This is a genomic window from Streptomyces sp. NPDC017529, assembly GCF_044329785.1.
Classification (GTDB): Bacteria; Actinomycetota; Actinomycetes; order Streptomycetales; family Streptomycetaceae; genus Streptomyces.
This window is the reverse complement of sequence record NZ_JBIRJY010000005.1, coordinates 653,747-675,594: the sequence shown is the minus strand read 5'-3', so window position 1 is coordinate 675,594 and position 21,848 is coordinate 653,747. Positions and strand designations below refer to the sequence as shown.

Sequence of the window (21,848 nt, the reverse complement as noted above, 5' to 3'; positions counted from 1 at the left end):
CTGATGTGCTTCTTCCTTCACGCCGCACTGCAAAGGGCAGGTAAAAGGCCCTGCGGAGCGACTTGATGTCTGATCGTGAGGGTAGGCTAACCTAACTCCCGTGTTGGTTGACAGTCCCCCCGAAGCAGCAAACGCCCCCGTGGCGCCGCAACGGCGGCAGATCACTCGATCGGCGGGGCTCGTCGCGTCCGTCGGCGCGCTGGTGGTCGTCACCGTCCTGGGCATCGCCGTCGGAGCCAAACAGATCCCGCTCGACCAGGTATGGCACGGCCTCTTCCATTACTCGGGCAACGACACCGACGTGATCATCAGGGACGTACGCCTGCCACGCACCCTCCTCGGCGTGCTGGCCGGCGCGGCGCTCGGCCTGGCCGGCACGGTGATGCAGGCGCTGACCCGCAACCCCCTCGCCGACCCCGGCGTCCTCGGCATCAACGCGGGCGCCTCGGCGGCCGTCGTCTCCGCCATCAGCTTCCTCGGCATCACCTCGCTGACCGGATACGTCTGGTTCGCCTTCCTCGGCGCCGCGGCCGTCTCGGTCGCCGTGTACGTGCTCGGCGGCACCCGCAGCGCCACGCCCGTACGGCTCGCGCTCGCCGGCACCGCCCTCACCGCCGTACTGACCGGCTACATCAACGCCGTCAACCTCATGGACACCGCGGCGCTGGACAAGATGCGCTTCTGGACGGTCGGTTCGCTGGCCTCGGCGACCACGACCACCGTGACGCAGGTCGCGCCGTTCCTCGCGGTCGGCGCGGTGCTCGCGCTCGCCGTCGGACGCCCCCTGAACGCCGTCGCGCTCGGCGACGACCAGGCGCGGGCGCTGGGCGCCCGGCTGACCCGCACCCGGGTGCTGGCCATGGTCGCCGTGACGCTGCTGTGCGGCGCCGCCACCGCGGCCTGCGGGCCGATCGTCTACGTCGGCCTGATGGTCCCGCACGTCGTACGGGCCGTCACCGGCCCCGACATGCGCTGGATCCTGCCGTACTCGGCCGTGCTCTCGCCGGTCCTGCTGCTCGGCGCCGACGTCCTCGGGCGCGTCGTGGCGCGCCCCGGCGAGATCCAGGTCGGCATCGTCACGGCCCTCGTCGGCGGCCCGGTCTTCATCTATCTCGTACGGCGTCGGAGGATGGCCCAGCTGTGAGTTCCACCGTCAAGACCGACCAGGCCGCCCCGCGGAGGACCACCAAAGCCGTGCGGGCCGTGCGCACCGCCGGCGGGCTGTCCGTACGCCTGGACGTGCGCGCCGTCGTCACCGGACTGCTGCTGGCTGCCCTGGCGCTGGCCGCGAGCGTCCTGCTGATCGGCACCGGCGACTTCCCGATGAGCCCGGCGGACGTCCTGCGCACGCTCACCGGGTCCGGCACCGCCGCCCAGGAGTTCATCGTCAACGAACTGCGGCTGCCGCGGGTCCTGGTGGCGCTGCTGGTCGGCGTCGCCTTCGGCCTCGCCGGCGCGGTCTTCCAGGCCGTCTCCCGCAACCCCCTCGGCAGCCCCGACGTACTGGGCTTCTCCCAGGGCTCGACGGTCGGCTCCCTGCTCGTCATCGTCTTCTTCCACGGCGGCACCTTCGCGGTCGCCGCGGGCGCGGTCGTCGGCGGTATCGTCACCGGGCTGGCGATCTTCCTGCTGGCCTGGAAGGGCGGCATCCACGGCTACCGCTTCGTGCTCGTCGGCATCGGCGCCGCCGCGATGCTGTACGCGATGGTCCTGTACCTGATGACCAAGGCGAACATCGTCGAGGCGTCCCAGGCCGTGACCTGGATGACCGGCACCCTCTCCGGCCGGGACTGGGACCAGGTCTGGCCGCTGGCCCTGGTCTGCGCCGTCCTCGTGCCGCCGGCCCTGCTGTTCGGGCGGCCGCTGCGCATGCTGGAGATGGGCGACGACGCCGCGTACGCGCTGGGCGTGCGGGGCACGCGGGTCCGCGTCGTCCTGCTGACGGCGGCGGTCCTGCTGGTCGCCGCGGGAACCGCGGCGGCCGGGCCGATCGCCTTCGTCGCGCTCACCGCGCCCCAGCTGGCCCGCCGCCTGACCCGCTCCCCGGGCCCCAACCTGCTGCCCGCCGCCCTCATGGGCGCAGCCCTCCTGGTGACCGCCGACTGGGCCTCGCAGCAGATCTTCGGCGCCGACCAGCTGCCCGTCGGCGTGCTGACCGGCGTGCTCGGCGGCGGCTACCTGCTGTGGCTGCTGGCCTCCGAGCGCAAGGCGGGACGGATATGAGCGCGCGGACCGCGGGGCCACGGCCCGTACCGTCCTCCACCCCCACGACGCAGACCGCTACAAGGAGCCAGCAGTGAGCCGTCTCACGGCCGAGAACGTGACCCTCGCCTACGACCAGCGGGTCATCGCCGAAAACCTGTCGGTGGCCATCCCCGACCGGTCCTTCACGGTCATCGTCGGGCCGAACGCCTGCGGCAAGTCCACGCTGCTGCGCGCCCTGTCCCGGATGCTCAAGCCGTCCGCCGGATCGGTGCTGCTGGACGGCTCGGCGATCTCCTCGCTGCCCGCCAAGAAGGTCGCCAGGACGCTCGGGCTGCTCCCGCAGTCCTCGATCGCCCCCGACGGGATCACCGTCGCCGACCTGGTGGCCCGCGGCCGCTACCCGCACCAGGGGCTGCTGCGCCAGTGGTCGGGCGAGGACGAGCGGATCGTACGGGAGTCGATGGACGCGACCGGCGTCGGCGAACTGGCCGAGCGCTACGTCGACGAACTCTCCGGCGGCCAGCGGCAGCGCGTGTGGATCGCGATGGCGCTGGCCCAGCAGACGCCGCTGCTGCTCCTGGACGAGCCGACCACATACCTGGACATCCAGCACCAGATCGAGGTGCTGGACCTGTGCGCCGAACTGCACGAGGAGCAGGGCCGCACGCTCGTCGCCGTCCTGCACGACCTCAACCACGCAGCGCGCTACGCCACGCACCTGATAGCGATGCGCGGCGGTGAGATCGTCGCCGAGGGCGCGCCGCAGGAGGTCGTCACCGCCGACCTCGTCGAGCGGGTCTTCGGGCTGAAGTGCCAGGTCATCGACGACCCGGAAACGGGCACGCCGCTGGTCGTGCCGGCCGCGCGCAAGGCACGCGCGACCGCGGCGGCCGCCGCGGCGTCCTGAGGCCGGGCCGCCCGGCTACAGCAGCGCGCGCAGGCGCAGCAGGTCGCGCAGGCCGGCCTCCAGCTTGACCCGGCCGCTGCCCCACGCCTTCGCGAAGTGCAGCTCGCCGTCCACCAGGGCCACCAGATCGTCACCGCGCATGGCCAGGCGGATCTGGGCCCGCTCGGGCGGCGGCCCCTGGACGCTCGTGACGTCCTGGAGGGTGCCGCCGGCCAGCCGGCCGCTGAAGGTGACGTCCAGGTCGGTGATCCGGCAGCTGAGCGAGCGGTCGAGCGCGGCGGCGCTGCGTACGTCGCCGTTCGCGGCGGAGAGATTCTGTGCGAGCCGGCCCAGGGCGGCGCGGCACTCTTCGAGGGTTGCCATCGAGATCGACGATACGCCCGTACGGGGCGGGCGGGCGGTGGCCCGGCCGACGGGCGGTTCGGGGTAGCGTCAAGGACATGGAAGAGCCGAATGAGCCGCCGCCCGCGCCCGCGGGGCCGCAGCCGCTCGGCGTCGTGGTCACGCCCACCGGGGACGCCGCCGTCGACGACGGGCTGCGGCGCCTGGCCGACGCGGACCACCTCGCCGCGAGCGGGCATCTCCAGGTGTACGAGGATGTCCACCGGGGGCTGCGCGACGCGCTGGCCGCCCTCGACCGGCATCCCGGGCCCGCCGGCCCGCCCGCAACGCACGACAACAGGAGCTGAACCACAGGTGGCAGGAGTGGCACGACGCCGACTCGACGCGGAGCTGGTGCGCCGCAAGCTGGCCCGCTCGCGCGAGCACGCGAGCCAGCTGATCGCCGCGGGGCGGGTGACCGTCGGCGGGACGACGGCGACCAAGTCCGCCACCCAGGTCGAGACCAGCGCGGCCCTGGTCGTGCGCGAGGACGAGGGCGACCCCGACTACGTCTCGCGCGGCGGCCACAAGCTGGCCGGCGCCCTCGCCGCGTTCGCACCGCTCGGCCTGGAGGTGGCGGGCCGCAGGGCGCTGGACGCGGGCGCGTCCACCGGCGGCTTCACGGACGTCCTGCTGCGGGCCGGCGCCGGGCACGTCGTCGCCGTGGACGTCGGCTACGGGCAGCTCGCCTGGTCGCTGCAGAGCGACGACCGGGTCACCGTGAAGGACCGCACGAACGTACGCGAACTGACGTTGGAGCAGATCGACGGCATCCCCGTCGACCTCGTCGTCGGCGACCTGTCCTTCATCCCGCTGGGCCTGGTACTGCCCGCCCTCGTGCGCTGCGCGGCGCCCGGCGCCGACCTGGTGCTGATGGTCAAGCCGCAGTTCGAGGTCGGCAAGGAGCGTCTCGGCAGCGGCGGGGTGGTGCGCAGCCCCGAACTGCGGGCCGAGGCCGTACGCGGGGTCGCCGGGCGGGCGGCCGGGCTGGGGCTGGGCGTGGCGGGCGTGGCCGCGAGCCCGTTGCCCGGTCCCTCCGGCAATGTCGAGTACTTTCTGTGGCTGCGTGCCGGGGCGGATGCGCTGGACCCGGCGGATGTCGACCGAGCAGTGGCGGAGGGGCCCCGTTGACCACTTCTGAAGCATCTACACCGGCTGGAGCAGCCGCACCGACCGCGGCGGGCGGGGAGCGCACCGTGTTCCTGCTCGCCCACACCGGCCGCCCCGCGGCCGTCCGCAGCGCCGAACTCGTCGTCCAGGGGCTGCTGCGCAGCGGCATCGGCGTGCGGGTGCTGGCCGAGGAGGCCGCGGACCTGCCGCTGCCGGCGTCCGTGGAACGCGTCGAGTCCGAGCAGTGCGCGGCCGAGGGCTGTGAGCTGCTGGTGGTGCTCGGCGGGGACGGGACGCTGCTGCGCGGCGCGGACTTCGCCCGTACGTCCGGGGTGCCGATGCTCGGCGTCAACCTCGGCCGGGTCGGCTTCCTGGCGGAGGCCGAACGCGACGACCTGGACAAGGTCGTCGACCGGGTCGTGACCCGCTCCTACGAGGTCGAGGAGCGGATGACCATCGACGTCCTCGTCCGCAACAACGGCAGCGTCGCCCACACCGACTGGGCCCTGAACGAGGCCTCGGTGGAGAAGGCGGCGCGGGAACGGATGCTGGAGGTCGTCACGGAGGTCGACGGGCGGCCCGTCTCGCGCTTCGGCGGCGACGGCGTCGTGTGCGCGACGCCGACCGGCTCGACCGCGTACGCCTTCTCGGCGGGCGGCCCGGTGGTCTGGCCGGAGGTCGAGGCCCTGCTGATGGTGCCGATCAGCGCGCACGCGCTGTTCGCCAAGCCGCTGGTCACCTCGCCGGACTCGGTGCTGGCGGTGGAGGTGCAGCCCAAGACGCCGCACGGCGTCCTGTGGTGCGACGGCCGCCGCAGCGTCGAACTGCCCGCGGGCGCCCGGGTGGAGGTCCGCCGGGGCGCGATCCCGGTACGGCTCGCCCGCCTGCACCACGCCTCCTTCACCGACCGGCTGGTGGCCAAGTTCGCCCTGCCGGTGGCGGGGTGGCGGGGGGCGCCGCAGTAGCGGGTGCCGGGGCTCACGACGCCCGGCCGGCATCCAGCAGGGCGCGGGCCCGGGTGAGGGCCGGGTCACGGCGGGCCGCCAGATCCTCGGGGGCGAAGACCGGGACGCGCACGGCCGGCGGAATGCCCGTGCCGTCGAACGTGCGGCCGTCCGCCGTCCGGAACTCCTCGTTGGGCAGCGCGAACTTCCAGCCGTTCGGCAGCGTGCGGTCCATGGTGTCGGAGAAGACGCCCTGGGTGTTCCCGCCGATACGGACCGGCGCGGGCGTCCGGCCCAGCAGCGCCTGGGTGAAGGTCTCGCCCGCGCTGATCGTGAGGTCCCCGGTCAGCAGCGCGAGCGGGCCGGTGTAGCGCGGCCCCTGGTGCGGGCGCACGTACGCGGGCTGGTCGGGGGTGAACCCGCGCGGGTCGCGCGGGTCGTTGCGCGCGTGTTTGCGGTACGCCAGGTACGGGCGGTCCGTCAGCCGGGAGGCGACGCGCAGCCCGAGCGGGTCCGAGCCGCCGCCGTTCAGCCGCAGGTCGACGACGAGGCCGCGCAGGGCCTTCGGCCCGGACGTACGGGCGTGGGTGAACACCGCGTCCAGCGCCCGGTCCAGCTCGGCGACGTCGCTCTCGTAGTCGTCCCGCTCCGTGTAGCCGGTGAAGGAGGTGATGCGGAGGTAGCCGAGGCGGCCGGGGAGGCCGGCGTAGGAGAGTGCGCCGCCGGCCCACCGGTGGAGGGTGACGTTCCGGCCGAGGCCGGCGGCGATCGCCGCGTCCACCTGCTTCAGGAACGCGGCGGAGGGGAGGGTCGTCCCGGGACGCGCTCCGCCGTACTCGCGGCCGGGGCCCGCGTCCAGCTTGGTGTGCCCGTCGTGCAGCGGTTCGATCATCTCGCGGAGCACGGCGAAGAGCGCGTCGTCGTTCGTCCCGGCGGTGACGCGCGGGCGGTACCGGTCGCGCACCGCGGACCAGTCGATCCCCTTGGCGGCGAAGAACGGGTAGTTCTCGGCGTAGGTCTGCCAGAAGACGTCGAAGACCGTACGGGCGTCACGGGCGTCCTTCGACGGGTCCCGGTGGCAGCGGGCGGGCAGCCCGCCGACGCGGTGCAGGGTGCGGTAGCCGACGTTGTCCTGGATGCTCAGGCGGGCCACGCGGGCGTTCTGCGGGGCGACCGTGACGCGCGCCGAGCCCGGTACGGCGAAGCGCACCCGGCCCCGGGCGTCGGGTATGCCCTCGCGTACGCCGTTCATGGAGCCGGGGAGGCAGCTGACGGCCGTGGTCTCGTAGGCGCGCAGCCGCGGCCCGTCGATCGTGACGTACGTGCCGTACCCATCCATTTGCCATACGCCTTGCGGAGCGGCCGCCCCCGGCCGGGCCGCGTGGTCCGGTTGGGCGGCGGCCGGTGCGGCTACGGTGGCGGCCAGGGTGGTGCAGGCGGCCAGCAGCAGAGCGGTACGGCGGGTGAGGTGGCCGTTCCGCCGGGCGGTGCGGTGTGCGGTGTCCGGCCCGGTCGGTTGTCCGGTCATGTTCGTGCTCCCACTGTGTCGGCGCGAGGGCCGTGTTCCGGGGCGGGAACGGCAAAAATCGACTTGTAGACCGCCCCCTTCCGGCCGTGCTCGCACCAGCGTGACGGGCGGGACGGGGGCGCCGCCATGAGGAGATCACCCGTTCTCGGGGTGGGGTTTTCCGCAGGGCGGGGCGGCCGGGCGAGGGGAGGCCGTCGCGGGGCGGGCCCGGGACCTCGTAAGGTCGTATCCGTGTTGGAGGAGATGCGGATCAGGTCCCTGGGCGTCATTGACGATGCCGTCGTCGAGCTGTCGCCGGGTTTCACGGCGGTGACCGGCGAGACGGGCGCGGGCAAGACCATGGTCGTCACCAGCCTCGGGCTGCTGCTCGGCGGGCGCGCCGATCCCGCCCTGGTGCGGATCGGAGCCAAGTCGGCGGTCGTGGAAGGCCGCATAGCGGTGGGCCCGGCGGCCCCCGCCGCGGTACGCGCCGAGGAGGCGGGCGCCGAGCTGGACGACGGGACCCTGCTGATCAGCCGCACGGTCTCGGCCGAAGGCCGCTCGCGCGCCCACGTCGGCGGGCGTTCCGTCCCGGTCGGGCTGCTGGGGGAGTTGGCGGACGACCTGGTCGCCGTGCACGGCCAGACCGACCAGCAGGGGCTGCTGCGCCCGGCCCGCCAGCGCCAGGCCCTGGACCGGTACGCGGGCGACGCGGTGTCCGTACCGCTCGCCAAGTACACCGCCGCCTACCGGCGGCTGCGCGCCGTCGCCGCCGAACTGGACGAGCTGACGACACGCGCCCGCGAGCGCGCCCAGGAAGCCGACCTGCTGCGCTTCGGCCTGGAGGAGATCGCCGGGGCCGAACCGCAGCCGGACGAGGACGCCGAGCTGGCCGCCGAGGCCGAACGGCTCGGCCACGCCGAGGCGCTGGCCTCGGCGGCCGCCGCCGCGCACGCCGCCCTCGCCGGCAACCCCGAGGACCTGGAGGCCGTGGACGCCACCACCCTGGTCGCGGGCGCGCACCGGGCGCTGGACGCCGTGCGCGGCCACGACCCGGTGCTGTCCGCGCTCACCGACCGGCTGGGCGAGATCGGCATCCTGATGGCGGACGTGGCGGGCGAACTGGCGAGCTACGCGGACAGCCTGGACGCGGACCCGCTGCGGCTCGCCGCCGTCGAGGAGCGCCGCGCCGCCCTCACGCACCTGACGCGCAAGTACGGCGCGGACATCGGCGCCGTACTGGCCTGGGCCGAGGAGGGCGCCGCCCGGCTCGCCGAACTGGACGGTGACGACGACCGGATCGGCGAGCTGACGGCCGAACGCGACGCGCTCCGCGCCGAACTCGGCGAGCTCGCCCAGGCGTTGACCGACGCCCGCGAGGCGTCGGCGAAGCGGTTCGCCGACGCGGTCACGGCCGAGCTGGCCGAACTGGCCATGCCGCACGCCAGGGTGAGCGTCCAGATCACCCAGACCGAGGTCGCCGACGACAGTGACGGTGTCGAGGTCGGCGGCCGGGCGGTGGCCTTCGGCCCCACGGGCGCCGACGAGGTGGAACTGCTGCTCGCCCCGCACCCGGGCACCCCGCCCCGCCCGATCGCCAAGGGCGCCTCGGGCGGTGAGCTCTCCCGCGTGATGCTCGCGGTCGAGGTCGTCTTCGCCGGTTCCGACCCCGTGCCGACGTACCTGTTCGACGAGGTGGACGCGGGCGTCGGCGGCAAGGCCGCCGTGGAGGTCGGCCGCCGGCTGGCGCGCCTGGCCAAGTCGGCGCAGGTCGTGGTCGTCACCCACCTGCCGCAGGTCGCCGCCTTCGCCGACCGCCAGCTGCTCGTGGAGAAGACCCACGACGGCTCGGTGACCCGCAGCGGCGTCACGGCCCTGGAGGGCGAGGACCGGGTACGCGAACTCTCCCGCATGCTCGCGGGCCAGGAGGACTCCGAGACGGCGCACGCCCACGCGGAAGAACTGCTGGAGGCCGCCCGCTCGGGGCGCTGAACCGTTACGGGGGTACGCGGGGCGGGTGACCCGGCCGGGGGCGTACTCCGTAGGAGTGGGTGGTTTGTCACCCATGTGGGTGGTCCCGTGGCGGTATGGGCGGAGTGCGCCATCGGGGCGGCTCGCCGGTGGTGCCGGATGCACGGCGTGGGCTGGCATCCTGGGCGCAGCGCGTACGGCTGCGCACGACCGCGCCCGCCCGGGGCCCGCGCCCGGACGGCTGCCGGAAGCCGCCGTTCCGCGCCCGGCCCGCCACCGACCCCAGGAGTACCGCCCACGTGACCAGCACCCCGGCCCCACCGCACGGGCAGTCGCCGCTGCGCACGGTCCAGGTGCTGGGCCGTGGCGGCGCGGGCAGCGCCGCACACGTCCGTTCGCTGGCCGCCGGGCTGGTGGCCCGCGGGGTCCGGGTGACCGTGTGCGCCTCGGCCGCCACCGAGGACACGTACGACTACGCGGACACCGGCGCGCGGTTCGTGCCGGTGCCACCGCGCGCCGACCCGGCCGGCGTGACATCGCTCCGCGCCGCCTGCGGAGACGCCGACCTGGTCCACGCGCACGGCCTGCGGGCGGCCCTGCGTGCCCTGCTGGCCCTCCAGGGCACGCGCGGCCGCCGCGTCCCCCTCGTGGTCACCTGGCACACCAAGGCCCACACGGACGGGCCCCGGGCCCGCCTCGTCCACCTGCTGGAGCGGCGGGTGGCACGGGCCGCCGAGGTCGTCCTGGGCGCCTGCTCCGACCTGGTGGACCGGGCACGCGAACGCGGCGCCCGCGACGCGCGGCTGGCGCCCGTCGCGATCCCGGGCCCCCGGCCCGGCGGCCGCCCGCTCACGGCGGAGGACCGCCCGGCCCACAAACAGCGCGCCGAACTGGGCGCGGTGGACCGCCCGCTGATCCTCGTCGTCGGCCGGCTGGAGACGCACCAGGGCCACGACTTCCTGCTGGACGCGGCACACGCCTGGTGCGCCCTCGACCCGCCCCCGGCGGTCGTGGTCGCGGGAGAGGGCGGCCGGCGGGAGGCGCTCCAGCGGCGCATCGACACCGAAGGGCTGCCGGTGCGCCTGCTCGGCCGCCGCGACGACGTGCCCGAACTCCTCGCCGCCGCCGACCTGCTGGTGCTGCCCAGCCGCTGGGAGGCCCGCTCCCTGATCGCCCAGGAGGCCCTGCGGGCCGGCGTCCCCCTGGTGGCCACCGACGTCGGCGGCACCCGCGAACTGGTCGGCAGCGCCGCCGAACTGGTCCCGTACGGCGACGCCGCCACCCTCGCCCACACGGTCCTGGCCCTACTGGCCGACCCGTCCCGCCGCGACACCCTCGCCGCCGCGGGCCGCACCCAGTCCGCAGGCTGGCCGACCGAGGACGCGACGGTCGCGCAGGTGCTCAGCGTGTACGACGAACTGATGCAGCGTCGGGGGCGGTGAGCGCTCCGGAGCCCTGTACGCTCCCCGCCTACGGGCTCAGCCCGAAGAGGAACTGCTTCGTACGTCCGCGAGTAGTTTGGCCAAAGTCTTGGTGGTGTTGGCGGACAAGCGTGCCACCGCCGTCTCGAATGCCTCCCAGGCTTTGGCGTCATCGCCCAGCTCACTCTGGAGCAGGCCCGCGACAGCCGGCGCGTGGTGCGCACTGGTCAGTGTCAAAGGGGCCGGCAGCTCGCGCAGGAGGCCGGCGTCGGTGAAGCGGGAAGCCAGGATCGCCCGTGCCACCTCGCGCTTGTAGTCGGCGAGTCCCTTCAGCGGCAGGAATCCGGCTAGGACAGCTCGCGGGTCGGAGCTGTCGGCCAAGACGTCGTCGGACGGTACCGCAGGGCGTACGGGCTGCTTGCGTGCGACAGGGGCGGGTGCCGGTGTGGCAACGCGCTCAACTTCCGTGGTGACTGTGTGTACCGCCGCCTCGCGTACACGGGCATCAGGATGTTCTGTGAACCTCTCGGCGGTGACTGGGGTCAGCAGCGGGGCCAAAGCGGCAAGAGCATCGACCGGGCAGAGCGGATTGCCCGCGAGCGCATCGGCGGCCTTGCTCCGGCTGGTGAGCCACTCCGCATCCGGCCTCCGATTGCGGTACCAGGCAGGCACGGTGGCGGTCGTCAGGCATTCAGCAGCATCCTGCAGGAGGCTGGGTGTGATGCACATCGCGGCAAGGTGCTCGAATACCGACCAGTTGCCCTTATGTATCCCTTTCTCCTTCACATGCGCGAGGTACGTTCTGCCTGCTGTGGCAGCACGGGCACGGAGGACGGAGCCGTGCAGGAGCAGGGCGCGAGGATGGCGAGAGGCGATACCGGACAGCCGCATCAACTCGAACTCGGCTTCCCACTCTTCCGTGGCCGCATCAGTTTCCAGATCAGGCCCCGGGAAAGCGGTCTTGAGCTGCCGACAGCACGTGGTCGTCGAGAGCCTCCGCGCGGTTGAGCACAAGGTTGGTAACCAAGTGCCCACCTTCCTCGTCCGGCTCCCGGGCAATGAGTTCTGACCACAGGTCCCGGGCGGGTTCAGCGGACAGCAGCGCCCATATGTCGTCCTGCCACGCCGTGGCCTTGGCCCTCCATGCCTCGTGCTCGGCTTTCCGGCGTTCGGCGGTCAGGACTTCGCGGTCAGGGACAGGCGGTTGGGAATGGATGGCGGCATCAATGAGCGCGGTGCGCACGTCCGGCCCGAAGTACCGCCATTCGGCTGCCACGCGCCGGGCGGCGGCATGGTCCAGTTGTTGGATGAGGAGCAGTTGGGCGTCCCTCAGGTCCCAACGGGTGCGCGTCAACTCAACGAGCACCCGCTCTGCGCCCATTTTCTCCGCCGCCGTGAGCAGGTGCTCGGCAGTCACCACAGACGTGGACAGAACGGCCTTGAGCACTTGTGGGTCGTGCGCCTTGCGGATGAAGGCGTGACGGACGCTGTTGGTCACGTCCGGCCGGGTGAAGAAACGGGAGGCCGTCGCCGGGTCCGCACGTAGGGCCAGGACATCGGCGAGAGCTGTCTGCTGGGCGGAGGAGAGGGAGGGGGCATCGACAAGAGCCACCCAGAAAGGTTGAAGCGCCATACGGGAACGTTATCGGGAGGCACCGACAACTACCGGGGCAAGAGTGAACTCCAACAGCTTGGCCCAGCCGTTCACGACCGTGCGCCCTCGCGACAAGGCAGTGACAAGCTGGCCGATTTGCCTTCGGGCGCCTGTGCGGCCCTGGCACGCTGAGCGCGTGACTTACGCCGTGACGGTGAGGACCAGCATCCCGGTCGGATCTTCTGAGATGGACGCGCTGCAACGTGCCGGCGCTGCGGCGCTCCTCGAAAAGGGGCTGGGATCCGTGGAAGGCATCGAGGGGCCGGATGGTATGGAGGCCGACATCTTCGAGTCGGTCGTGGCCGTCCACCCGGGCGGGGCGCTGCTGAAGATTTTCGTCGATGCTCCGGCACTGGAGTTTGCCGAGGACGCGGTGCAGTCGGTCGTGAGCGAGTTGCTGGAGCGCAGCGAGCTGCTGGCCGAGTGGACAGTCGAGCGGTGCGAGGTCCAGTTGCATCCGCAGCTGGCCCAGGAGAGCCTCGACGCCGCCGACGGCCCCGACACTCCGCCGTCCGACGCTGCTGCCCGTAAGGCTCACCATGCCAAAAGGAAAACCGCCGGGAACGGCCAGGATGAGGATGAGTACGACGCGGAAGGAGAGGCAAAGGCTGCTCGATGCCGGATGCTGACCATGTCGGCTGAGCTGCGTTCCTTCCCGCCGGTCATGTTCGGCGTGCTGAATTCTGAGGATGAGGACGGCGAAGAGGAAGACGTCGCCGAGGCCACAGTGCTACTGGAGGACGCAAAGCTGGCGGCCGGCGCCCTGGTGTACGGAATCCATCTGCTGGTGGACGAACTCTTCCAGGACGTGCAGGCTCTCGCCCAGACGCGGACCAACGTCGCCGAGTGCGAGAGGCCGCTGTGGCTGCTGGATGAGCTTCCCGACCGCTATGCCCTCCAGTACAACGCGCAATTCGCACGCCGATTCCTGGTGACGGCGGTCGCCATGACCACTCGCTTCACGCACGGCAGCTTCCAGCAGCTCAGCTGTCTCGCAGAGGAACTCGCTCTGAGGCTTCTGCTGCGTGAGGCGAGTGTCAGCCTGGAGACGTTCGGTCTCATGGGCGAGGGCGTGGCAGCGGCCCTTGAAGCGTTCTCCGCGAATGTCTACGAGGACATGGATCACGAGTGGCTGTACGACGACTCGATGGACGGAATCGACGAAGACGTTGCAGGAGAGGCCATCGGAGTCGCGCCCGTGGTGATCGGCTCGTGGTTCGCTCCCTTCGACAAGGGCCGGTACGTCCACCCGTACGCAGGGGATGCGCCGGAGGACGCGAGGCAGTGAAGAGTCCCATGCCCGGATATCCGCTGCGCACGCGATCGGTGCTCAGGCTGGGCGGACGACGCCGAACAGGATGTGGCCGGAGGCGAGGGTGTCGTGGAGGTAGGTCTCGACTTCGGTGAGGTCGGCGCTTCGTTTCAGTGGTGCAAGGCCGATGGTGATCACGGCTTGGCCGTGGCGACGGACATGCTGGTGCCAGCCAGGGCGGACAGGTAGCCGTACGCCGTAGCGAGTGCCGTCGAAGCGCAGCAGGACGGTGGTGGGGCTCACTATGAGGAGTCGGACGCCGAGGTTCGGAACGCGTTCTTGCGGTGTGGCCAGGCCGCCCAGGGCGGCGGCGATGCGGCGCATGCGCGCCTCGATGGCTGCCGGTGTATCGCGGGCGGTGCTGCCTGGCGGGTGAGCCAGGAGGAGGTGGGCGAGCGGAGCGTCGGCCGGGTCGAGGCCGAGCCACGTCCAGGCGCCCAGTGCGGCCAGCAGGCCCGGGCCGGGAGCGGTGACGGCCGGTAGGGTGCAGGTGGTCAGCATGGTGCCTTCCTTGGCGCCGGGGTGGTCTTGAAGCGGGACCAGACGGTCTTGCCGACCGGGTCGTGCTCGGTCACGCCCCATTCATCGCTGAGAGCTCCGAGCAGGTGCAGGCCGCGGCCGGTGGTGTCATCGCTGGTGGTGTGGCATGGCCGTAGACGCCGGGGGCTGGGATCGTCGACTTCGATGCAGACGGCGTCGTCCTCGGCGGTCACTGTCACGGTGAAGCCACGGCCGGGGACCGAGCCGTGGGTGACCGCGTTGGTGGCCAACTCGGAGATACACAGGCGGACGTCGTCGGCTCGTGCGTCCAGGCCCCAGGAGGCCAGCGTGCGGTCGGCGAATAGCCGGGCCCGGCGGACGGATTCGGGAGCGGAGGGGAAGGAGCTGCGTGCGGGGAGGGGCATGGGGAGCCTCAAGCTTTTTTGTCCAGAACCGGCTTGGAGCACGAATCGCCTGCTCTGAGGAGCTGGCTTCGCTCGGTGTCGGGCTGTCTTGCTGCGGACCAGCAGCAGGAGGGCACCCGTCGGACCAGTGCTTTGCTGTTTGCGTTCGGTCGCTATGCACCTGGGGCCGAGGCGGGAAGTGGTGGGGAGTACGACGGAGCAGCCATCTGGTAAGGCCAGTGCGTCCGTCACAGCTGCCTGCCGTGCGGTTGCGGTGGGCGCAAGTCTCAAGAAGCCGTACACGAGCGGGCTGTTCACCGGGCAGCGCTCCGCGAGGGGTTCCATATGCGTGACCGTCCAAGAATTCGACGAGCGGGAAGAGAACCAGTGCGGACCGTGGGTTTCCGACCGCCCCTTCGAGGGTGGCCTGAATCCGGCCGACGAGAAATGACCGGCTGGTGTACTTCCGTTGCACTTGCGTGCCCCCGCACACCTGCCGCGTGCTTCCATGCTGTCCGGAAGGGAGTGACGCGTGGCGACCGTGCACCGCTGGACCGGGCTGGAGGCCCACGCCCTGCGCCTCGCCCTGAGGATGAGCGTGCGAGCTCTGGCCGAACACCTCGGAGTCGCTGCACGGACCGTCGCCAAGTGGGACAAGCTCCTGACCGCCACCGAACCTCGCCCGGACACCCAAGCCATCTTGGACACCGCCCTCGCCCGTGCGGACACTGCGGTGCATCTGCGCTTCGAGACCCTCCTGTCGGAGGCCGGTCGGCCCGGCCAGGCACCGGGACGCCGCGTCACCGCTTCAAGTCCGCGGGCTTGGGAGTACGAGTCCTGGACCGACGACCTGGACCGGGTGGTGGTTGCCCTCTCCCGGCAGGCCTTCGGGTTCGCCGACAATCTGCTCAGCCGCTGGTTGGAGCGCTTCAAGCCCCCGGAACTCGACGACAAAGGCCTGTACTTGTTGGCCCGCTCCACCGCCCTGCTCGGCGACCTGCACCGAGACCAAGGTGCAGTGCTGGGACCGCTCTCGGCCCAGCACTCCTACACCGGCGCACGTGCGCTCTTCACCCGGCTCGGCATCCCCCGGCGCACCGCACAGCTCGACCTGTCGCTGGCAGTGGTCGCCGAGATGTCGGGCCGTCTGGAATCGGCCGCACGCCGCTACGAAGCCTTGGCTGCCGATGACCGCCTCTCCCGTCGCGACAGGGCCCGGGCCAGGCTGTGGGTGGGTACCGCGCTGAGCAAGGACGGCAGCCACGACTACGCCTCCCGCGTCATGATGGCCGCCACCCGCGACTTCGAGGACCTGGCCGAGCCCGACGACTGGTCGGTGGCTCACCAGAAGCTTGCCCTCGCCCACCGTGGCGCCGGCGACCTCACCCAGACCCTGCACTTCATCGACATCGCCCGCCGCACCGGCACGACCGACTCACCAATGCAACGCGTACGTCTGGACACCGCCCACGGTCACATCCTGCTCTCTGACTCGGCTACCCGGAATGATGGGCTGCGGGTCCTCGATCGCGCCGCCAAGGTCGCCGCCCAGTACGGCATGCGCCACCAGCTGGGCAGCATCGAGGGCATCCGGACCACAAGCGAGGGGGCAAGCCGCTCCCGGCGACGGTGACCAGGGAGAACGAGTGACGGACAAGCAGCGGACCATCAACGAAGGTCAGTGGCACAACGCGAAACTGATCTGGGACTACCACCAGATGCACCACCAGCTCAGGCCCTGCGATGTGGCCATCGGCCTGGGCAGCCACGATCTGCGTGTCGCCGCCTTCACCGCCGAGCTCTACCACGCCGGCCTCTTTCCGGCCTTGGTCTTCACCGGCGGGAACAGCCCCAACACCGCCGCCCGCTTCCCGCGCGGCGAGGCGGTCCACTTCCGCGAGCACGCCCTGGGGCTCGGCGTCCCCGATGCCTCGGTCCTGATCGAGCCGAACGCCGCCAACACCGGCCAGAACATCGCCTTCTCCCGCGAGGTGCTGGCCGCCGCCGGCATCATGCCGAAGTCGGTGCTGCTGACCGCCATGCCGTATATGGAACGACGCGCCTATGCCACCTGCCGCAAGGTCTGGCCCGAGGTGGAGGTGGTGTGCGCGTCCGAACCGCTGGAGTTCGACGACTACCTCAAGGCGATCGGTGACGAGGCATTCGTCACCGACATGCTCGTCGGCGACATGCAGCGGGTGATCGAGTACCCCAAGCTCGGTTTCGCCATCGAGCAAGACGTCCCGGAGGACGTCCATGCCGCCTACCGGTCACTCGTTGAGGACGGCTTCGACAGCCGCCTCCTCGCCTCCTGACCTGCCGCCGCCTGGTGGCCCTACTGGCCGACCCGTCCCGCCGTGTACGACGAACTGATGCAGCGTCGGGGGCGGTGAGCGCGGCCGGCGTCCGGGCGGGGGGATTCTCGTGGCCGTTCAGGTCCGGTCCGTGTGCCGGCGGGCCCGTAGGGCCAGCCGCAGGCCGAGGACTGTCTGCGGATCGTCCAGGTCCGTGGCCAGCAACTGGGCGATGCGGGCCAGCCGGTCGTACAGGGTCTGCCGGTTGACGTTGAGGTCGCGTGCCGTCTCCGCCTTGCGGCCCGCGCTGGCCAGGTATGCCTCCAGTGTCGGCAGCAGCGGCTGGCGGGCGGACCGGTCGTGTACGAGGAGGGGGCCGATGGCGCGGTCCACGAAGTCCGTCAGGACGCCCTGTTCGCCGTGTTCGCGCATCCGCCACAGCAGCAGTTCGATGTCCAGCCGGCGCGCGTCGTGCCACGGCTGTTCCGGCAGGCCCTGCGCGGCGGCCGCCGCCTCCGTCGCGTGCCGCAGTCCGGGGCCCACCGCGGGCCAGTCGCCGGCCGCGCCGACCACGACCACCGGGCGCCGCGCCGCCGGGCGGTCGGTCCCGGCCCGTACGACACCCGCGCGGAGCGCCTCGGCGACCCGGTCGGCGACGGCCGTACGGTCCTGGCCGGCGCGCGGCGCCACGAGCAGGGGCACCCGGCCCTCGACGGGCCGCACCCCGAGCAGCACGGGCACGCCGAGGGCGGCCAGCTCCTCGCGCAGGGCGCGGGCCAGGACAGCCCAACTGCCCGGTGTGGGCAGTTGGGAGGGCAGCCGCATCACCACGGGAAGGATCGGTTCGTCACCCGGCCGGAAGCCGAGCAGGCGGGCCTGCGCGGGCGCCTCGGCCGCGGTGATCCGGCCCTCCGCCAGGTCGGCCAGGAAGTCGCCGCGGCCCCGCGCGGCGAGTACCTCCTCCTGACGGGACTGGAGCAGCACCACGGCGAGCAGGTCGGCGGCGCGCTCGGCGGCGATCCGGTGCACCGGTGCGACGGGCGCGTTGACGGGGAGCAGGACCAGGCGGGCCCGTACGGCGTCGGGGCCCGGGCCGCCGCCGGGCACGTCCACCCGCAGGCCGGTCTCGCGCAGCCCCTGCCACGCCTGGAGGGGGTCGGCGTCGGCGGCCCCGCCGTCGTCCGGGCCCGCCGCGTACAGGGGGCTGCCGTCGGGGGCCTCCAGGCACAGCGGGTTGCCGGTGAAGGTGGCCAGGCGTCCCAGTACCTCGGGGGCGCCGCCGCCGCGCAGCAGGACGTCCGTACAGCTCCGCAGGAGTTCGTCGGCCTGTCGCAGCAGCAGGTAGTGGCTGTTGACCAGCTCGGTGTGGATCTCCTCGGTGACGGCGACGTACGGGACCTCGCGGTGCAGCTGCACCAGCGGCAGGCCGCAGGCCCGCGCGCTGTCGACGACGGCCGAGGGCAGCGCCTCGAAGCGGGAGCCCAGCTCCACGACGAGGGCGGCGATCTCGCGGTCGGCCAGTTTGCGGACGAAGGCGCGCTGTTCGGAGGGGCGGGCCCCCAGGCCGAGGCCGGTGGTCAGCAGCAGCTCGCCGCCCTTGAGCAGCGAGGCGATGTGCGGCACCTCGCCGGCGTGCACCCAGCGCACGGCGCGGTCGAGGCGGTCCTCGCCGGCCACCACCTCGGGCAGTCCGCGCCGCAGCGCGGGCAGCTCCAGCGCCCGGCGTACCGTGATCACCGCTTCGGTCTTCGCTTCCGGCCCCATGGCGTCGAACGGTACCCGCCTTCCGCTATGCGGACGTACCGGGCCGCGGGCGGCCGGGGCGCGCCAGGCCCCCGGCCCTCACCCCGATTCCCTGACCACCAGCGTCGCCGCCGTGACCACCGGGGACGGCTCGGCTCCGGTGGCCTCCGGGCCCGTACCGTCCGCCGCCAGGCGCCGTAGCAGCAGCCGCGCCATCAGGCGGCCCATCTCCTCCACGTCCTGGCGCACCGTGGTCAGCGGCGGGTCCGTCCAGGCCGCGGGGTCCAGGTCGTCGTAGCCGACCACGCCCACGTCCTGCGGGACCCGGCGGCCGTGCGCCCGCAGGGTGCGCAGCGCGCCGGAGGCCATCAGGTCGGAGCAGGCGAAGACGGCGTCCAGGTCCGGCGCGGCGGCCAGCAGTTCCGCCATGGCGCGCTCGCCGCCCGCCGCCGTGAAGCCGCCGTCCGCGATCAGCCGTGGGTCGGCCGCCGCGGGGGCGAGGGCGTCGCGGTAGCCGTCCAGGCGGTCCTGGGCGGAGGTCTGGTCGAGCGGGCCGGTGATGACGGCGATCCGGCGGCGGCCGCGGGCGAGGAGGTGGCGTACGGCCTGCCGGGCGCCGTCGCGGTTGTCGGTGTCGACGTACAGCGGGCGCGGCGCGTGCTCGGCGCCCGCCCAGCCGGGGCGGCCGCCGAAGACCGTGGGGAGGCCGGACGCGGCCGCCATGGCGGGCAGCGGGTCGTCGCGGTGCAGCGAGAACATCAGCACGCCGTCGACGTGCCCGGCGGACAGGTAGCGGCCGATGCGCTCGTAGTCGGCGCTGTTCTCGTGGAGGAGCAGCAGCAGCTGGGTGTCGGCGGCCGACAGCTCCCGGCTGATGCCGCGCAGCTGCCGGCCGAAGAAGGGGTCGGCGAAGACCCGGGTCTCCGGCTCGGCGATCACCACGGCGACCGCGCCGGTGCGGCGGGTGACCAGCGAGCGGGCCGCGCTGTTCGGTACGTACCCCAGGTCGGTGATCGCGCGCCGGACCCGTTCGCGGACCTCGGCGCGCACTCCGGCGCCGCCGTTGACCACGCGGGAGACCGTGGCGCGTGAGACGCCGGCCCGTGCGGCGACCGCCTCAAGTGTGGGGCGTCCGCGGTTTGTTGCCTGCACCATTCAACCCCCGAAACGCGAAACGTCTTCAACTCCGCGGTTTCAGCCAAGCCTTGACGCCTCGGCGCGGAGTCGGCACTGTGTGCCCCTATACGGCTTGAGAGCGCTCTCAATACTCTCAGGCCGGGCACGGTCATGGAACTCCTCACCACCCCCGCCTTGCCGAGGAGCGTGTTTCATGCGCATACGTATACGTGCCGGGATACGGCCGCGGACGAGAACCGGGGCGCTGCTCTGCGCCCTGGGTGCCGCCCTCGCCGTGACCTGGCCGCCCGCCCCGTCCACCGCGTCGGCCCGCGAACCGGCGGCGGCGCCGTTCGCCGAGGTCTGGCGCACCGACTTCAACGGCCCGGCCGGCTCCCGCCCGTCCGGCGCCGACTGGATCATCGACACCGGCAAGAGCTACCCGGGCGGCCCCGCCAACTGGGGCACCGGCGAGCACCAGACCTACACCGACCGCCCCGAGAACCTGCAACTCGACGGCGCGGGCCACCTGAAGATCACCGCACGCAAGAACGGCGGCACCTGGACATCCGGCCGCATCGAGACCCGGCGCACCGACTTCGCCGCCCCGGCCAAGGGCAAGCTGCGGATCGAGGCACGCGTCAGGATGCCCGACGTCTCCGGCGACGCGGCGCTCGGCTACTGGCCCGCCTTCTGGACGCTGGGCGCCGACTTCCGCGGCAACTACTGGAACTGGCCCGGCATCGGCGAGTTCGACATCATGGAGAACGTCAACGGGGCCAACCGCGTCTGGGGCGTGCTGCACTGCGGCGTCAACCCCGGCGGCCCCTGCAACGAGTCGCAGGGCAAGGGCAATTCCCGCGTCTGCCCCGGCGCCGCCTGCCAGGCCGGTTTCCACACGTACGCCCTTGAGCTGGACCGCACCGGCAGCACCGAATACCTGCACTGGTCCGTGGACGGGCAGCGCTTCCACACCGTCAGCTCCGCCGACATGGACGCCGGCACCTGGGCCAAGACGACCCACCACGGCCACTTCCTCCTGCTCAACCTCGCGATGGGCGGTGCCTTCCCGGACGCCGTCGCGGGCCGCGCCACCCCCACCGACGCGACACGCCCCGGCGGCTCCCTGCTCGTCGACCACGTGTCCGTCTCCGTACAGCAAGGAGCCACCGTATGATCTCCCGTCGTACCCTGCTCGGCGGTCTCGCCGCGAGCGCCGCCGCCGGAGCGGGCGCCAGTCTCCTCCTGAACGGCACCGCAGGGGCCGCACCGGCCGGCGGTGCCGCGGCGGCCGGGCTGCCGCTGCGCGTCGTCAACCGCACCGGCCGGTACGCCAACAACGCCGTCTGGATCTACATCGTCGGCAACACCGGCGGCCAGCAGGTGCGGGTCACCGCGAACGGCGAGATCAAGCCCATCGCCCTCTCCGACAACCGTCCCGACGGCTTCACCGACTACGGCATACCGCTCGCCGCGAACGGTGACACCACCCTGCGGATCCCGAAGATGTCCGGGCGCATCTACGCGTCGCTCGGCTCCAAGCTCAAGTTCAAGGCCGTGCAGGACGGCAACGGCCGGCCCGCGCTGGCCTATCCGGCGGGCTGGGTGTCCGGCGACCCCAACTACCAGATCGTGCACGACTGCGCGGAGTTCACGTACGACGGGGCCGGCATGCACTGCAACACCACGGCCGTCGACATGTTCAGCGTCCCCATGGCCATCCGCCTCGTCGGCGCCCGGGACCAGACGGCCGGGGCGCTCAAGGCCGGTGCCCGCTCCCGCATCTTCTCCGAGATCGGCCGTACGCCGGGCTTCGGCAAGCTCGTCGTCGGCGACAAGCGCGTCATCGCCCCCAGCCACGGCCTGGACGCCGGGCTGTTCGACCGGAACTACTTCGCGCCGTACATCGACCGCTCCTGGAACGCGTACACCTCCAAGGACCTCAAGGTCACCACGAACCGGGGCACCTTCACCGGCCGGGTGAGCGGCGGCCAGTTCACCTTCCGCGGTCCCGCCCAGTTCTCCGTCGCCAAGCCCTCCACCCGCGACGTGCTCTTCTGCCACGGCGCTCTGCAAGCCCCCAACGACGGACTGCGCGGCCCGGTCGCCGCGGTGCTCGGCGCCGCCCTCAACCGCGCCACCCTCGCCGACCACGCGGCCCAGCCCACCACCGACCCGGGCACCTTCTACAAGGGGCAGCTCGCCAACCACTACGCGCGGGTCCTGCACGCCGAGGCCGCCGACGGCAAGGCGTACGGCTTCGCCTTCGACGACGTGGCCGACTTCGCCTCGTACATCGAGGACGGCGCGCCGCGCGAGATGACCCTCACGCTGACGGCCTTCTGACCGGCGGCAGACGCGGCGAGGGGCCGCGGCACCACCGCGGCCCCTCGCACCCG

General features: G+C 72.5%; 21 protein-coding genes. 13 read left to right on the top strand and 8 right to left on the bottom strand.

What is annotated here, in order from left to right:
* Nucleotides 1-139: 139 nt before the first annotated feature.
* The 3 genes from ACH4K4_RS16910 (at nucleotide 140) to ACH4K4_RS16900 (ending at nucleotide 3,112) form a co-directional block, all read left to right on the top strand.
* Nucleotides 140-1,144 carry a FecCD family ABC transporter permease gene (locus tag ACH4K4_RS16910; RefSeq protein ID WP_398167981.1) on the top strand — a complete coding sequence of 335 codons (1,005 nt, stop codon included), beginning with the start codon at nucleotides 140-142 and terminating at the stop codon, nucleotides 1,142-1,144.
* The gene (locus ACH4K4_RS16905) at nucleotides 1,141-2,223 is read left to right on the top strand and encodes a FecCD family ABC transporter permease (RefSeq protein ID WP_398167980.1); all 1,083 of its coding nucleotides are present in this window, start codon (nucleotides 1,141-1,143) and stop codon (nucleotides 2,221-2,223) included. The genes ACH4K4_RS16910 and ACH4K4_RS16905 overlap by 4 nt, the downstream gene beginning before the upstream one ends.
* 73 nt (nucleotides 2,224-2,296) lie before the next feature.
* A complete protein-coding gene (locus ACH4K4_RS16900) occupies nucleotides 2,297-3,112 on the top strand; it encodes an ABC transporter ATP-binding protein (protein WP_398167979.1) in 816 nt (271 codons plus the stop codon).
* 15 nt (nucleotides 3,113-3,127) lie between these two features.
* Here ACH4K4_RS16900 and ACH4K4_RS16895 read toward each other — a convergent pair whose 3' ends face one another.
* Entirely contained in the window at nucleotides 3,128-3,475 is a 348-nt protein-coding gene (locus tag ACH4K4_RS16895) for a sterol-binding protein (RefSeq protein ID WP_398167977.1), read from the bottom strand.
* A gap of 77 nt (nucleotides 3,476-3,552) precedes the next feature.
* On the opposite strand from ACH4K4_RS16895, the gene ACH4K4_RS16890 reads away from it, so the two are divergent.
* From ACH4K4_RS16890 to ACH4K4_RS16880, 3 genes are all read left to right on the top strand, one after another.
* Nucleotides 3,553-3,801, top strand: coding sequence for a hypothetical protein (locus tag ACH4K4_RS16890; protein WP_398167976.1), 249 nt, complete (start codon nucleotides 3,553-3,555; stop codon nucleotides 3,799-3,801).
* Between the two features lie 7 nt (nucleotides 3,802-3,808).
* Entirely contained in the window at nucleotides 3,809-4,624 is an 816-nt protein-coding gene (locus tag ACH4K4_RS16885) for a TlyA family RNA methyltransferase (protein WP_398167975.1), read from the top strand.
* A 65-nt stretch (nucleotides 4,625-4,689) separates the two neighbouring features.
* A complete protein-coding gene (locus tag ACH4K4_RS16880) occupies nucleotides 4,690-5,568 on the top strand; it encodes an NAD kinase (RefSeq protein ID WP_398167974.1) in 879 nt (292 codons plus the stop codon).
* Nucleotides 5,569-5,581: 13 nt separating this feature from the next.
* Here the strand turns inward: ACH4K4_RS16880 and ACH4K4_RS16875 are convergent, their stop codons facing one another.
* On the bottom strand, nucleotides 5,582-7,075 hold the full coding sequence (locus ACH4K4_RS16875) for a S41 family peptidase (protein WP_398167973.1): 1,494 nt from the start codon (nucleotides 7,073-7,075) through the stop codon (nucleotides 5,582-5,584).
* Between the two features lie 243 nt (nucleotides 7,076-7,318).
* Between ACH4K4_RS16875 and recN the strand changes: the two genes are divergently transcribed.
* Complete coding sequence (recN, locus tag ACH4K4_RS16870) at nucleotides 7,319-9,046, top strand: DNA repair protein RecN (RefSeq protein WP_398168043.1); 1,728 nt, start codon at nucleotides 7,319-7,321, stop codon at nucleotides 9,044-9,046.
* 278 nt (nucleotides 9,047-9,324) lie between these two features.
* Complete coding sequence (locus ACH4K4_RS16865; RefSeq protein ID WP_398167972.1) at nucleotides 9,325-10,467, top strand: glycosyltransferase family 4 protein; 1,143 nt, start codon at nucleotides 9,325-9,327, stop codon at nucleotides 10,465-10,467.
* Between the two features lie 36 nt (nucleotides 10,468-10,503).
* Here ACH4K4_RS16865 and ACH4K4_RS16860 read toward each other — a convergent pair whose 3' ends face one another.
* Complete coding sequence (locus tag ACH4K4_RS16860) at nucleotides 10,504-11,232, bottom strand: hypothetical protein (protein ID WP_398167971.1); 729 nt, start codon at nucleotides 11,230-11,232, stop codon at nucleotides 10,504-10,506.
* Nucleotides 11,233-11,386: 154 nt separating this feature from the next.
* Nucleotides 11,387-12,079, bottom strand: a complete 693-nt coding sequence (locus tag ACH4K4_RS16855) for a hypothetical protein (RefSeq protein WP_398167970.1) — start codon at nucleotides 12,077-12,079, stop codon at nucleotides 11,387-11,389.
* A gap of 157 nt (nucleotides 12,080-12,236) precedes the next feature.
* Between ACH4K4_RS16855 and ACH4K4_RS16850 the strand changes: the two genes are divergently transcribed.
* Nucleotides 12,237-13,388, top strand: coding sequence for a hypothetical protein (locus ACH4K4_RS16850; RefSeq protein WP_398167968.1), 1,152 nt, complete (start codon nucleotides 12,237-12,239; stop codon nucleotides 13,386-13,388).
* A 42-nt stretch (nucleotides 13,389-13,430) separates the two neighbouring features.
* Here the strand turns inward: ACH4K4_RS16850 and ACH4K4_RS16845 are convergent, their stop codons facing one another.
* Both ACH4K4_RS16845 and ACH4K4_RS16840 read right to left on the bottom strand, forming a co-directional pair.
* The gene (locus tag ACH4K4_RS16845; protein ID WP_398167966.1) at nucleotides 13,431-13,913 is read right to left on the bottom strand and encodes a hypothetical protein; all 483 of its coding nucleotides are present in this window, start codon (nucleotides 13,911-13,913) and stop codon (nucleotides 13,431-13,433) included.
* Nucleotides 13,907-14,317 carry an ATP-binding protein gene (locus ACH4K4_RS16840; protein ID WP_398167965.1) on the bottom strand — a complete coding sequence of 137 codons (411 nt, stop codon included), beginning with the start codon at nucleotides 14,315-14,317 and terminating at the stop codon, nucleotides 13,907-13,909. Before ACH4K4_RS16840 ends, ACH4K4_RS16845 begins: the two co-directional genes overlap by 7 nt.
* A gap of 511 nt (nucleotides 14,318-14,828) precedes the next feature.
* Between ACH4K4_RS16840 and ACH4K4_RS16835 the strand changes: the two genes are divergently transcribed.
* Together ACH4K4_RS16835 and ACH4K4_RS16830 are read left to right on the top strand one after the other, a co-directional pair.
* Entirely contained in the window at nucleotides 14,829-15,929 is a 1,101-nt protein-coding gene (locus ACH4K4_RS16835) for a hypothetical protein (protein WP_398167963.1), read from the top strand.
* Nucleotides 15,930-15,942: 13 nt separating this feature from the next.
* Nucleotides 15,943-16,611 carry a YdcF family protein gene (locus ACH4K4_RS16830; RefSeq protein WP_398167962.1) on the top strand — a complete coding sequence of 223 codons (669 nt, stop codon included), beginning with the start codon at nucleotides 15,943-15,945 and terminating at the stop codon, nucleotides 16,609-16,611.
* A gap of 117 nt (nucleotides 16,612-16,728) precedes the next feature.
* On the opposite strand, the gene ACH4K4_RS16825 is transcribed toward ACH4K4_RS16830, so the two are convergent.
* Complete coding sequence (locus tag ACH4K4_RS16825; protein ID WP_398167961.1) at nucleotides 16,729-18,354, bottom strand: PucR family transcriptional regulator; 1,626 nt, start codon at nucleotides 18,352-18,354, stop codon at nucleotides 16,729-16,731.
* A gap of 78 nt (nucleotides 18,355-18,432) precedes the next feature.
* Nucleotides 18,433-19,488, bottom strand: coding sequence for a LacI family DNA-binding transcriptional regulator (locus ACH4K4_RS16820; protein ID WP_398167959.1), 1,056 nt, complete (start codon nucleotides 19,486-19,488; stop codon nucleotides 18,433-18,435).
* Nucleotides 19,489-19,663: 175 nt separating this feature from the next.
* Between ACH4K4_RS16820 and ACH4K4_RS16815 the strand changes: the two genes are divergently transcribed.
* Entirely contained in the window at nucleotides 19,664-20,626 is a 963-nt protein-coding gene (locus ACH4K4_RS16815; RefSeq protein ID WP_398167958.1) for a glycoside hydrolase family 16 protein, read from the top strand.
* Nucleotides 20,623-21,795 (top strand): beta-1,3-glucanase family protein, encoded by a 1,173-nt coding sequence (locus tag ACH4K4_RS16810; RefSeq protein ID WP_398167957.1) that lies wholly within the window; start codon nucleotides 20,623-20,625, stop codon nucleotides 21,793-21,795. The genes ACH4K4_RS16815 and ACH4K4_RS16810 overlap by 4 nt, the downstream gene beginning before the upstream one ends.
* Nucleotides 21,796-21,848: the final 53 nt, after the last annotated feature.